At 55.5% G+C, this 13,341-nt stretch carries 13 protein-coding genes; all 13 read right to left on the bottom strand.

Annotated elements, in window-relative coordinates:
* Positions 1–157: 157 nt before the first annotated feature.
* The 13 genes from METLU_RS0108565 to METLU_RS0108625 all read right to left on the bottom strand — a co-directional run bounded on the left by METLU_RS0108565 (position 158) and on the right by METLU_RS0108625 (position 13,341).
* Positions 158–382, bottom strand: a complete 225-nt coding sequence (locus METLU_RS0108565; RefSeq protein ID WP_027157860.1) for a hypothetical protein — start codon at positions 380–382, stop codon at positions 158–160.
* 350 nt (positions 383–732) lie between these two features.
* Entirely contained in the window at positions 733–921 is a 189-nt protein-coding gene (locus METLU_RS28620; protein WP_027157861.1) for a hypothetical protein, read from the bottom strand.
* An 11-nt stretch (positions 922–932) separates the two neighbouring features.
* Positions 933–2,534, bottom strand: coding sequence for a PepSY domain-containing protein (locus tag METLU_RS0108575; protein WP_027157862.1), 1,602 nt, complete (start codon positions 2,532–2,534; stop codon positions 933–935).
* A 37-nt stretch (positions 2,535–2,571) separates the two neighbouring features.
* Positions 2,572–3,165, bottom strand: a complete 594-nt coding sequence (locus tag METLU_RS0108580) for a peroxiredoxin (protein WP_027157863.1) — start codon at positions 3,163–3,165, stop codon at positions 2,572–2,574.
* 24 nt (positions 3,166–3,189) lie between these two features.
* Complete coding sequence (locus METLU_RS0108585) at positions 3,190–3,576, bottom strand: hypothetical protein (RefSeq protein WP_027157864.1); 387 nt, start codon at positions 3,574–3,576, stop codon at positions 3,190–3,192.
* 111 nt (positions 3,577–3,687) lie between these two features.
* Complete coding sequence (locus tag METLU_RS0108590) at positions 3,688–5,148, bottom strand: DUF1501 domain-containing protein (protein WP_027157865.1); 1,461 nt, start codon at positions 5,146–5,148, stop codon at positions 3,688–3,690.
* 133 nt (positions 5,149–5,281) lie between these two features.
* Positions 5,282–7,831 (bottom strand): DUF1549 and DUF1553 domain-containing protein, encoded by a 2,550-nt coding sequence (locus METLU_RS0108595; protein WP_027157866.1) that lies wholly within the window; start codon positions 7,829–7,831, stop codon positions 5,282–5,284.
* 115 nt (positions 7,832–7,946) lie between these two features.
* Positions 7,947–8,405 (bottom strand): rhodanese-like domain-containing protein, encoded by a 459-nt coding sequence (locus METLU_RS0108600; RefSeq protein ID WP_027157867.1) that lies wholly within the window; start codon positions 8,403–8,405, stop codon positions 7,947–7,949.
* Between the two features lie 513 nt (positions 8,406–8,918).
* Complete coding sequence (locus METLU_RS24860) at positions 8,919–9,794, bottom strand: LLM class flavin-dependent oxidoreductase (RefSeq protein ID WP_051299830.1); 876 nt, start codon at positions 9,792–9,794, stop codon at positions 8,919–8,921.
* A 255-nt stretch (positions 9,795–10,049) separates the two neighbouring features.
* On the bottom strand, positions 10,050–10,841 hold the full coding sequence (locus tag METLU_RS0108610; RefSeq protein ID WP_027157868.1) for an ABC transporter permease: 792 nt from the start codon (positions 10,839–10,841) through the stop codon (positions 10,050–10,052).
* A 272-nt stretch (positions 10,842–11,113) separates the two neighbouring features.
* Positions 11,114–11,785: an ABC transporter ATP-binding protein gene (locus METLU_RS0108615; RefSeq protein ID WP_027157869.1), complete on the bottom strand. Its 672-nt coding sequence runs from the start codon at positions 11,783–11,785 to the stop codon at positions 11,114–11,116.
* Positions 11,786–12,160: 375 nt separating this feature from the next.
* A complete protein-coding gene (locus tag METLU_RS0108620; protein ID WP_036243634.1) occupies positions 12,161–13,108 on the bottom strand; it encodes a HEAT repeat domain-containing protein in 948 nt (315 codons plus the stop codon).
* Positions 13,109–13,113: 5 nt separating this feature from the next.
* Entirely contained in the window at positions 13,114–13,341 is a 228-nt protein-coding gene (locus METLU_RS0108625) for a 4Fe-4S dicluster domain-containing protein (protein ID WP_036242961.1), read from the bottom strand.

Consider the following 13,341-nt stretch of genomic DNA (forward strand, 5'->3'; position numbering starts at 1 on the left):
AGCAATTTGCAGCAATTGTGCAAACAATGAGGAAACTTTGTTAGCGCGTCTTCGAACATACCGGTCTATTGCAGGGCTTCGTCCGGCCGAACGCAGGCAATGCCGGGGGAACGATAAAAATGTCATGATTTGTACTGCCTGGGATGCGGCTCTATTGTTAATACCTGACCGCCAGTTGATCGCACAACAGCCCCGCTCCGCCAATTATCTCCGGATTCTCCTTGCCCATACCGCGGCTGGACAGGAAAAAGCTTAGAGGCTCTTTCGGCGCGTCAGCCCTGGAGGCGTCCAGCGCCGGGCTTGAAGGGTGGCTTGAATCCGCTGCGAGCGCCAGCGGTGCGTTTAAAAATAGCGCCAATAAAATAACTGGATTGTTTTTCATATTATGATCGGGTTTTCTTGTGTGTAGGGCCGAATTCACTTGTGCCCCATGGGTATTCGACCCTAGGAGTTATGTAGGCTGGGTTGTAGCTTTAGCGAAAACCCAGCTTTAGCGGCTTCAAATGCTGGGTTTATCAACCCAGCCTACCGCCGTTAAAAACCGTGGCGCTTTGCACGACAAAGGGGGAAGGCCTGTCCGCAAATATCATCAGTTCCGTAGGGCACGCATTGCGTACCATTCTCAAAGTTCGCAAATCTTGAAAATGGTACGCAATGCGCACCCTATTTCTATAAGCAGAAATAGTGCCAACGTTTATGCCGACAGCGCATCATGACGTTGAATTGATTTAATCAATTGATTACAAAGCCTATAATTTTTCCGCTCCATCCTTGCCGGCGCCGTCGCTTTTCAGCCGGCCATCCAAAATCCCGGAGGCCCTGCTGCTCACGCAGCAATCCGGCAGCAAATGGTGTTGTTAATTCAGCAAATTCATCGATCAACCACGAAGCGTTGCCTTCGCGAGCTTCGTGGTTAATCAATGCGGCCGCTCTCAGCCCGCCGCCTCCGAAGCGACCTGCACCTTGCGGCCGGTTTTCCTTTTGATGCGGAAAGTCTGGCGCAGGCGTCTCCAGCCGACCACCAGCGAGCTGGCGCCGAGAACCGATCCGAACGCCACCCATGTCAGCATCCAGGCATCCCAGATCGGGCGATGGTAGAGCCAGCCGAAATCCCAGTGATGCAGGCCGGAGTACAGCCAGCGGAAAACCCGCCGGCTCCGATCCAGCTTGGCCAGCAGCCGGCCGTCCCGCGGATCGAGATAAAGCCGCGTGCCGGCATCGTCAGCCAGCGTTACCAGCAATACCGGCAACGGTTTTTCCACCAGCCCCTGGTGGTGCCTTGGGTAATAGTAGCTATCGTAGTCAGTCAGGATGGACAGCCTCTCAAGCCTGGTATCGCCGGCCAGACGCTGCACGCCAGCCACTAGCGATGCCTGGCTGAATTGCGGCGCGGTATTGGTCGCCGATTGCGGCTGCCGCTGCCCGTCACGCGTGTAGGACAGCAGCACGGCTTCATCGCCCAGGCTTCGCCAGCCCAGCTCGACGATGTCCGAACCGCCGTCAATCGGAACGGGCCGCCAGTCGCGCATTGCAACGGGCACCTTGCCGCCCGAGTAGCGCACCAGTTCCTCGCGGCTGGGGTTTGCCGGCGAGAACCATTGCCCTGGATTAGTATCGATAAACCCGCTGATGGCCCAGAACAGCACCACAGCGCCGCCGATCAGACCGCTCCAGAAGTGCCACTTGAACCAGAATTCCCGATAGGGCTGAGTGCGCCCCTGGGAATAAGTCGGCTTGCCGCCGAAACCGGGCCGCCAGCGCAGCCAGCCGATGATCAGCCCGGTCAGCGTAGCGATCGTCGCCGACAGGCCCAGCCACAACTGCACGTCATGACGTATATGGCCGAGGCCCATGGAATCCAGGGGCTTAAGCAAATGCAGCCAGTTGCCCGCCCAGTAGAAAGCGCGGTCCACGCGCGTGGACGCATGCAGCACCTCGCCGGTGCGCGCGGAAATGTACAGTTCCTCTCCGGCGTCGTTGTCGATGGCGATGTGATGGAAAGGACTCAGGGCATCCTGGTTACGTATCATGACCGTCTTTTCAACGGTTTCCAGATGCATGACATCACTCGCGCCCCCCGTCCAGTTTTGCGCGATTTTCAGGGCCTGCCCCACGGAAATGTCATGCAGCGAGCCGTCGATCGCGGACAGCGCGAAATAGTGGCCATGATCATCCTCGATCAGCCACAGCGGCTCTCCGCCGCTTCGCACCAGCCTGGCGTCGGCAATGCCGGGCTCGCCTGCCGTCAGCCTGTCGGCGCTTGTTTCGGCAGGGGCGTTGCCTACGGCCCTGGGCCCATGCGCCTTTGCCGCTTTTCGCTGCCCGACGCTTCGGTCCCAGGCTTCGCCAAGGCTCAACCAGCCAGCTTCAGGCGCCAGGGTTTCGGCATGGGCCAAACGCTGGCTGCGGCTTTGCGCGGCCGGCGTGGTATACATGATCACCAACCCTGTAACGAACCAGAAAAATATGAACAGGGCCAGGACGATGCCCAGCCAGCGATGGACTTCAAACAACAGGCGTTTCAAGGCTTTCATATGTTTCCATTCTCAAACATAAACAATCAGGGAAGAATTATTGGGAATTTTTTTTACTGAGGGCCGCCAACTGCTCTACCGCTTCAAGTGCCTTTGCAACATTCTGGACCGGCTTGAGCCCGCCCAATATCGCCGCTATCTTGCCGTCGGGCGTGACGATGAAAGTCGTGCGCTCGGCAAATCCATGATTGATCTCTTCGCCGCGCGTATCCTTTTTGCCCGCCGCGGCCTCCCTGACAGTCAGACCGAAGGCCTTGCTGACCTTGCCGTCCGCATCGGAGGCAACGGCCACCTTGCCGGCGCAATACTCGGGATCGGCCGAAAAGACGTTGAGCCTGTCGATGCTGTCCAGCGACACGCCGATAATCGACGCGCCGGCAGCCGTGAATTTATCGTGATTGACGGCGAACGTATGCGCTTGCAGATTGCAACCGCCTGTATAGGCTGATGGATAGAAGTAAACCACCACCGGGCCTTTCGCCAGGGATTCTTTCAGGGAATAGGCAAAGGGCTTGCCGGCCAGGGAAGCCTGCGCCTCGAAATCCGGCGCCGCGTCGCCTTCTTTCAGGGCGGCGGCAGCGGGAAGCGCGATGGCGCCCGACAGCAGGCAAGCCAGTAAAAACTGTTTCATGAAGGTCTCTTTAATAAAAAGTGTTTAAAGGGGTTTGTAGGTATCGTGGCAGGCATCGTCGCAAGAATTCGAAATTTCAATGGCCTTGTTCGACGCTGACTCGTAATCATTCGCTTCAATAAATTTCACGATGGCGGCCGCATTGTCCTGGTATATCCTGGAATCGGCCACGGCATCGGCGGCATTGCCCCGTTTTTCGAAAAAGCCTTCAACCAGCTTGAAAGCATCCTGAAGTTCCTTGGCCAGGGCAATGGCGGATTCGTTGTTCTTGTTAATGATGCTGTCCTGCAAGTTATGGGAATTGTTGTCTATTGTTTCCATCAATTCTTCGAAATCGAATTCGCTCTCGGCAGTGACCGCACTGCTGGCTAATAAGAATATAATTCCGAAAAAATTAATCACTTTATGCATATTCAATCCTGTAGACGGCAGCGATCGCCCCGTCATGTATTCTATGTAATAACTGTTTATCAATCGCTCCGACCCCGGAAGGCAAAGATTCCGGGGTCGAGCGGGCCCTTCCTAGGCGATAAGTTCCTTGATGACCTTGCCGTAAACCACGGTAGGCCGCTCGGACCGGCCCATGTTCTTGTAAATGACTTTCAGGTGATCCAGACCCAGTTGGTTCAGGACTGTCGCGTGCAGGTCGTAGGTATCGACTTCCTTGCCTTTTTCGGCCTGCAGACCGATTTCGTCGGTCGAACCGTAAGTCGTGCCGGCCTTGACGCCGCCGCCCGCCAGCCATTGCGTGTAACCCCAAGGATTGTGGTCGCGTCCGTCGCCGGACTCGCTCCAGGAGGTTCTGCCGAACTCGGAAGTCCAGACCACCAGCGTGGAATCCAGCAAGCCATTGGCTTTCAGATCCTTGAGCAGGCCGGCGATCGGCTTGTCGACGATACGGGCATGCTTGCCGTGGTTTTCTTCGATGTGGTCATGGGCATCCCAATCCCGGCTGTCCCCTTTTATATCCGTTGGTCCTGATACCACCTGAATAAAACGCACGCCGCGTTCAGTCAGGCGCCGTGCGCGCAGCAGCAATTCGCCGTAGGGCCGGGTGACTTCATCGTTCAGGCCGTACAGTTCCTTGACGGCATCGGATTCCTTGCTCAGATCCACCGCTTCCGGCGCGGTTTCCTGCATGCGGTAGGCCAGTTCGTAGGATTCGGTGCGCGCCTGAAGTTCTGTATCGTCAGGATATTGGGAGCTGTGTTTCTGGTTCAGGGTCTTCAACAAATCAAGCGCATGGCGTTTTTCGGATTTCGCCAGATATTCCGGATTATTCAAATGCAGAATGGGTGAATTGCCGGGACGGAATGGCGTGCCTTGATAGACCGCCGGCAGGAAGCCCGAACTCCAGTTGGTCACCCCGCCTCTGGGCTCCCGCTTGTCGTTATAAAGCACTGCGTAAGCGGGCAGATTCGGATTGGCGGAGCCCAGCGCATATTGCACCCAGGCACCCAGCGTTGGACGTCCGGGATTCAAGCCGCCCGAATTCAACTTCAATATTGAAATATCGTGCGTTGCGCCTATCGTGACGCTGGATTTGATAAACGCAATATCATCGGCGTGCTGAGCCAGGTTCGGCAGAAGATCTGAAAACCAGGCGCCGCTTTCGCCGTGCTGTTTCCAGGTGCGGTTGGTCGCGATCAATTTGTTCGCGCCGCCGCGCGTACTGGTCTTGATGCCTTTCAGAAATGAAGCGGGAACCCCTGTGCCGGCCAATTTGACCAGTTCCGGTTTGTAATCATAAAGATCCAGCGTGCTGGGCGCTCCGGCCATGTGCAGCCAGATGACCGTTTTAGCCTTGGCCGGGAAGTGCGGTCCCTTCGGCGCCAAAGGACTACCTCCCGCCAATGCATTGACTGCCTCTTCCGCAAACGCGCTGGAAATGACTCCGCCGCCGGGCATCAAGCCGCTCAATGCCAATCCACCCAGGCCGTAGCCCGTTTTTAACAAAAAATCCCGACGTGACTTGTTGTTCATAATGCAAACCTCTTGTATTAAATTAGTGTTTACCCATCGAATTTCGGTTATTTGAACCGCCTCCCCCATCCTCTCTAGCAGGGAAAAGGAGGCAAAGTGCCGAAATTCGATGTGCGATAGGTCTATCCTGTTTTTAGAACCGGTATATGAATTCGTTCGAGTTCGCTACCACGTGCACCAGGTCAACAAATGCCGCAGCCCTGATAGGATCGGTCAGTTGTTTGCCTTCCACGCCGGTTGGCACGTTAATTTCGAACTTGCCCGCCGTTGCTTTTTCCCGGATGACTTTTTCCTGGCTGTCCAGAAACGCTTTCAAAGAGTCTTTCTCAATATCGTCCGGACTGCGCGCGAACAATATTTGATAAAGCCTGTCCAGCCGATTCGATTCATCATCGCTCGCCTCGTTGATGACCCGACCCGCCAACGATTTAGACCAGTCGAAGATCAGTTCACTATTGAACAGCGTCAACGCTTGCAATGGCGTGGTAGTCACTTCGCGTTTGCTATGCGCTTCCTGCGGAGAGGCCATGTTGAACGACTCCAGAATCGGGTAAGGCACGCTGCGCCGGGTGAAGACATACAGACTGCGACGGTTGTGGTCGTGCCAATCCTTCGAAGTTTTCCAGGAAGGATCACCGTTGAATGTACCATCGTTGGTCTTGATGACTTTGGGGAGTGGGGGATAAACGCTAGGCCCGCCAACCTTGTCTTCCAGTTTTCCGGCCGCAAGCAGCAACGAATCCCGTACTTGTTCCGCCTCCAGCCGCTGACGAGGAAAGACAGCCAGCAATTTGTTGTCCGGATCGGCTTTACGCGCATCGGCGCGGTGATCCGACGATTGCCGGTAAACGCTCGACAACAGGATCTCGCGATGCAGTTTCTTGACGCTCCAGCCATCCTTGACGAATTTATCGGCCAGATAATCCAGCAATTCGGGATGCGTAGGCTTTTGTCCGGCTTTGCCGAAATCGCTGACTGTTGCCACGATGCCGCGTCCGAAATATTCGTCCCAGATCCGGTTGGCGAATACCCTTGCAGTCAACGGATTGGTGGGACTGGTCAGCCATTTGACCAAGGCGGTACGGCGTCCCGATGAGAAAGGCAATGGTTTAATTTCGGGCTTTTCGTCCGTGATAGCAGCAGGAAACGCGGGCTGCACTTCCTCCAGAGGTCGCTCGTGATCACCGCCTGCCAGCACATAGGTAGGTGGCGCGTCGGGGTAGCCCAGTTCAGTCATCGCGGAAATGGTGTTGGAACTGGTAGTGGGTTTCAGGTCATTGAACTTTCTCAGCTGCTTATTCAGCTTGTCGTACTCGGCCCATAGCTCTTCATGCTTTTTACTATGAAACGCAGGGTCGGTACTGGTGGCTTTGTCCTCAAAATAGGTCGTATAGGCAGCCTCATTAAGCACATTCTCAAGACGGTGGTTGACCCAGCGGTCCAAAGGCGTCCATTCGCTCTTGGGCTTGAAAATCGCTGCCCTGGAGTCAGTCAAATAACGCTCCTTGTGATATTTGAGCGCCGCTTCCCTGTCGGTGTCGATAATCGCTTTCTGTTTTGCGCGAATGTCCTTGGTAGCGGCCTCCCATTTGGCCCATTGCTCTTCGTAGTTGCGTTCGATCTCGCCTTTTTTCGCGGGAATATTGTCGACGGCGTTGATGTTGGCAAAAAACGACTGTAGCGAGAAATAGTCCTTCTGGCTGATCTTGTCGAACTTGTGGTTGTGGCATCTCGCACACTCCAGCGATTGCCCCAGAACGACCTTGCCCACCGTGTCGGTGATGTCGGTGGTGATCTGGTACTTGCGCTGAACCAGATCGCGCGAGTTGCTGTTGTCCGGGAACTGCGCCATGAAGCCCGTGGCGATCAGGCCCTGCTCATCGTCCGGCCACAGCTCGTCGCCGGCCAGCTGTTCCTGGATGAAGCGGCTGTAGGGCTTGTCCTGGTTGAAGGCATTGATCACGTAATCGCGGTAGCGCCACATGTTCAGCCGGTCGTTATCGTTCTGAAAGCCGGTGCTGTCGGCATACCGCGCCAGATCCAGCCATTTGCGGCCCTGGCGCTCTCCGTATTTGGGCGATGCCAGCAGGCGGTCCACCAGCTTTTCGTGAGCATTGTCGGACGTGTCGCTGACGAAGGCGTTGACTTCTTCCGGCGTCGGAATGACGCCCCAGACATCCAGCGTGGCGCGCCGGATAAAGGCGGCACGATCCGCATCCGCGGACGGCTGAATACCTTTTTCTTCCAGCTTCTGCAGCACGAACGCGTCGATCGGCGTCCGTACCCAGGCTTGCTGCTTGACGGCGGGGATAACCGGCGCTTTCACCGGCTGGTAAGACCAGAGCTTTGACCTGGGTGAAGTGTCTTGCGCTGTTTGTGTTGCTTGTGCGGTTTGCGGTGCCTGCGCTGCTGGCGTTGTTTCCGCAGATGACGTTGCTGCCGCAGCTTGCGGCGCTGGCGTTGCTTGCGGCGCTGGCGTTGCTTGCGCGACTGGCGCTGCTGCCGCAGCTTGCGGTGCTGGCGCAATCGGCGTTATTTCCGCGGCTTGCGGTGCTGGCGCGGCTTGTGCTGCCTGCGGAGCGCCGGCATTGGCGCCCGCTGGTTGCGCGTCTGCCGCCATGACATCACTTGTCATCGCCGCCGCAAGACTCCACAAAACGGCAGGATATAGTTTTTTTCTCATTAGACTTACTCCAGAAATAAAAAGCCTTAGGACCTTGCCGGCCTCATTGTGCCTAAACGGCCGCAAAGATGAGGCCTTACCAGGATTAATGTTTTTCTTATGTCCTCGACTTAACTTATTTTTTCGGAGCCGGCGGCACGATTTTGGTCAGCTTGCCGCCTTCTTCTTCATAGTACTGAGCACCAGCCCAGCCGGCCACTTGGAAGCCTTTGCCGGACAGCAGGTCAGCCGCTCTGCCGGAACGGCCGGCGTGATTCGAGACGGTCACGATAGCCCTGTCCTTAGGAATAGACGCCAGGTTGTTTTCCAGCTCGGCAAACTGAACGTTCAGGTACACCGGGAACCCGCCAATTTTCGAAATTTCATCAGGGCGCCGCAGGTCGATGATGAGCAGCTGATCAGGCTTGGCCAGCAGGGCATCCAGTTTGGCGCGGTCGATTTTAGGAGATTTGGCCTGATAGGGTTGCGCCTTAGGTGCGGCCTCCCCGGCTTTCCCGGCATGGTCATGGCTTGCCGCAAAGGCAGTAGGCGTAGCGAGGATCATCAACAACAACAGTTTTGTTACTTTTTTCATTATTACTTCTCTTAATTTCAAATAAATAGTTAAACGCACACCGGAATGTGTAATCATCAAGGTTGGTCATGAGTCATATCGCAACTTCCATGCCAGAGAGGCAAACCCAGCCATTGCGGGCAATGCGTAGCGCCGAAAGCGCTATATTCATTGGTAAAAGACCAGAATTCCGGCCCAGTCCCTCTTTGAGCGGACTTGTCAATTTTTGCCTGTCCACATAAATCCGCTGGCCAACTGCTGAAATAACAACAACCCATCAACATCTCATGTGGATAGATAAACAACAGTACCGCCATGGATTAGCATCGCGCGCCAAACAGGCGGTTTTCAATTGAAGCCGGCCTGCGCCCGACCGACAATGGGAAATCTTGCGAAAAAAAGGGCTCAAGGGAAACTTGAGCCCATGATGAAAGCCTGGTTATCCCGATGAGAGGGCTTGTTACTGCCCGCCGCCAAGCACCAGGCCGAACCGGCGCGAACAGGCAGGCACTTCCGCCCGGGGCAAATCGATTGCTATAACTTACCGCTTACCACTACGCCAAACCAGCGAGGTTCAGGCATCTCATATTTGTCGCGGGCCTCGCGCTCAGTCCTTCCTATCACCGGGAACACAGCCGACATGATTTTGGTTTGCTCCGGCGAGCGCCCGTATTTGACTAACTTGCCTTTCAGCTTCGAATAGAAGGCTTTGGCGTCTTCGAACGCGCCCTGCGCACTGAACACCATGTCTGCCGTCTGTGCGGCCAGTTCCATGGCGGCATCGGATCTCCCTGACTGAGCTATGACGGGATAACCATAATAAGGAGCGGCCATATTAAGCCCCGCATGCGTTAAATAGTTTTGCTGGTCGTAAACGTAAGCTTCATATTGCCAGCTATCCCAAATGCTTGAGAGAACACGAATATATTCGCCGACATTCTCGAAATGAGCGCTGTATCCGATCTGCCTGCCCGGACCGGAATACTCGGGCTTTGCATTGCCGGCGACCAGATTGCATCCGGCACGGCCGCAACTGATATGGTCGAGCGAGGCGAATTTGCTGGCCAGATTGTATGGATCAGAATGAGCAATGGAAGCGGTTGCGATGAGGCCGATGCGTTCAGTGGCGTGGGAAAGCGCTGTCAGCAGCGTGACGGCTTCGAAACGATCCGCCGGACCGGATAGATTTAAGGCTTGATCGGAATTTTCGGAGAGATCCACGGTATCGGCCAGGAATATGGCGTCAAATTTGCCGCGTTCGGCTGTTTTTGCGATCTGTATGTAATGCGTCAGATTCAATTCTCCGTATGCCGATGCATCGGTATGACGCCAGGCAGCCAGATGACGACTGTTGCCGGACAGGAATACGCTCAGTTTCAGTCGTTTTTTTTCGGTTCTCGTTGCGCTCATGGCTGACTCTGCTTTGTTATGGCTATGCCTTTTGCATAGCGCAATAACTATGCCATTATTCAGTCCGGATCAGGCAAGGCCGACGGAGCGGTTGACACGGCATTGCTGCTGTTTAAGCAGCATTTCCTGGTACAGACCTGTTGCTGTAGCAGCAGAGTCAAGGAATCATGCCGGCATCGGCTGAGAAGTAAAAGTTAATCTCTACTTCACCCTGGGCATTGAACCATTAAGACACAAAGCGGTTATCAAACCCGATTAACCCTTCTCAATCACTTCACTCTTCAGGACATCAAACCCGTCGAATGCAATGTTCAGACTGAGTTTCAGATTGATGACGCTGGCGACAGCGGTACTGGTAAAGATGCAGATCATGATGGCGATCTGGTATTTCACGGCTATCCAGGGCTCGCTCCCGCCCAGGATTTGGCCGGTCATCATGCCGGGCAATGAAACCAGCCCCATGGTCGCCATGCCGGCAATGGTCGGATTGATGGCCGCCTTGATGGCGGCGCGAAAGTAAGGGAGGACGGCTTCCCAGCGCGTTGCGCCCAGCATCAGGAAGGTCTCGTATTCCTTCTCGTTTTTTCGCAAGGCGGAATAGAACCGTTCCAGCGCGATGACGTTTCCTTGCAGGCAATTGCCGAGAATCATGCCGGCCAGCGGCACGATATACCGGGCGTCGTAATAGAGCGCCGGCTGAATGACCAGCATCACCAGATAGGCGGTGGAGAAGAGTATGCTGGAGGCGACAGCCGTAAAGGTAGCCAGGAAGAAATAACGCGCTTTGAGCCCCGCGCGCTGCAGGATGCTCAAATCGGCGACCAGCAGCATCAGCAGTATCCACAAGCCGTTGAGCCAGGGATCATTAAGCTCGAACAGCACTTTCAGATAAATCCCGACCAGTGATAACTGGACAGTCATGCGCAGAATGCTGATGCCGATATCCCGGCTCAAACGCAGGCCAATCAGCCAGAGCAGCAGCCAGGGCAACAGACAGAGACCATACAGCAGCGCCATCCGGGGAAGAGTGATATCCAGTGTTTCCATTGCGGTTTTCCTAACTGATGTTACGCAGTCAGTTGAGATTTAATAAAGTGCCGCTAGCGCGACGGTTGTGTTAATCGGGTTTCACGAAAAAATCCCTGTTTTTCGCCTTGATAGGCGACTATGTCATGCAAATCGTCAATCCTGACGATTTGTCGCAGCCGAAGGCGAGTTACTTTCTTTTAACAGCCTGTGTAGGCTGGGTTGGAGCTTTAGCGGAAACCCGGCATGGGCGGCCTCGAAAATGCCGGGTTTATCAACCCAGCCTACCGCCGCTAAAAGCTCTGGTGCTCAGCGCGCCCGCGGCGCTTTATCAAATGGCCTTCTTCAAGTTCAAAAACGAGATCACAGCGTTCGATCCAATCGGGATCGTGAGTGACTGACAGAACGGTCAGGCGGGCATCGGAGAAAACCTCGAACACGGCTCGTTTGCTTTCCGCATCCAGCGCGCTGGTCACTTCGTCCAGCAGATAAAGGCTTTTGCCCAGCAACAAGCCGCGGGCCAGCGCAATCCGCTGTTTTTCCCCGCCGGAAATACGGCTGCTGTCCTGGCGTAAAATGTCCGCAGACAGCTGCAAACGCTGCAATATCTCAACGATTTGGTCTTCCGTGGGCTTATGGTCGCGATGCGATTTAAACTGAAAAGGCAACAGCAGCGCTTCCCGCACGCTTTCAGCGCCCAATATCGGCTCCTGTCCTATATACGCGATACGGCTTCGAACAGCCTGAATCGATACGGGATCAAGCGGTTTTCCCTGAAAGTAGACACTGCCCTGTGTCAGCGGATTCAGACCCAGTAAAGTTCTCAGTACACTGCTCTTTCCGGAGCCGGACTTGCCGTATAACACGGCTTTTTCTCCAGCGAAAAGGTCAAAACTGATGTCCGACAGCAGCGTTTTTTCATGGATACAGACCGACACATGGTCAAATTGAATGATAGGGGGCATTGCGCGATTGTTCCGAATTTGCCGGCTGACGAAGTAGGGGTTCAAGTCCATTAGTTATTAAGCCCATCCGCTACAAACACAATATTAAGCCTGATCGGACTTATCAGCATCCCTTGGCATGGACTTGTTTCGAATTAGCCTAGCATGCGTAGGCTGGGTTGGTAAACCCGGCATTCGAGGCCGCCCATGCCGGGTTTCCGCTAAAGCTCCAACCCAGCCTACGCGTGCTTCTCTGTTAATCGTGATGATTAAAGCGGCAGATTAAGGCACAGCACGCGTAGGCTGGGTTGATAAACCCAGCATTCGAGACCGCCCAGGCTGGTCACGAAGGATGCCACTTCGATCTCAGCAGGCAATGCCGGCAGGCACCGCTGTTTAACAAAGATCGTGCAAGGCTTTGATCCGGCAGTAAGCCAAATTTGCGGCTTTGCGCACGTCCGGGTCCGAGTCGCTTATGGCCTCAAACAACGGATCGATCGATGCCGGATCGGAAATTTCTCCCAGCGCCAGCGCGGCCTCCTTGCGCAAATTGCTGACAGGATCAAAGAGCAAATCGCACAATGCTGCAACAGCGCCACCCTCCCTGAGCCGCCCGAGACTATGGGCGGCCTTGAGGCGCACCTGCCAGTGGCTGTCGTTCAAAGCGGCAATCAAAGCGGGTGCAAGTTCCTGTAGCCCCAGCTTGCCGATTACAGCGGCCGCGACCTCGCGCACCTGCCAGTCTGAATCCGCCAACGCTGATTCCACGGCTTTGCTTACCAGGGTCTCGGCGGAAAAACCTATCGCCCCGACGGCGGCTCGCCGCACTTCGGCATCGGGATCGCTTGTTGCCAGCACGACCATCTGCGGGAGAGCCGAGTGGGCTTTTAACCAGCCCAGCACCGCTACGGCTTCCCGGCGGACGCGGGCCTCTTCATCCGGCAAAGCCTTGACCGCCGGCAGCGTTGCGGCAGGCAGGCGCAATTCGCGCAGCGCCCTGAAAATCCCGGCGCGAACGCCGGCATCGGTATTGTCTGCCTGCTCCAGCAGCAACGCGCCGACCGCCGGATTTTTAACGGCGCTCAGCGACTGGGCCGCGGCTTCCCGCACCGAGTATTCAACATCTTCCAGGGCTTTCAGCAGTCCGGCAACCGCATCCGGGCTGTCCTGGGCTTCGAGCGCTCTTGCCGCTTCCAGACGCACTTCCCTGGCGGGGTCCTGCAATGCGGCGATTAGAATGGGTTCGGCGGCATCCGGGTCCAGTTCGTCCAGCAGCGACATCATCGCAACACGTCGCACTACGGGATCAGTATGAGAAAGACGATCAGTTAATGCAGATTCCATGGCGGTCACCGTAACAAATAGGGAATATCCACTGTAATGGCCTGTGTGGGGCAGTCCTTCTCGCAAGGAAGGCAATACCAGCACTCGTCGTATTTCATGCCGGCCTTGCCCGTTGCGGGATCTATGGCCAGCACGTCCAGCGGGCAGACATCGATGCATACCGTACAGCCTTTGTCGGCAATGCAAGCCTCCGGATTCACTTTAACCGGAAAATCGATCTGACTGAACGCCAT

The sequence above is a fragment of the Methylobacter luteus IMV-B-3098 genome, assembly GCF_000427625.1.
In the GTDB taxonomy this organism is placed as follows: Bacteria; Pseudomonadota; Gammaproteobacteria; order Methylococcales; family Methylomonadaceae; genus Methylobacter; species Methylobacter luteus.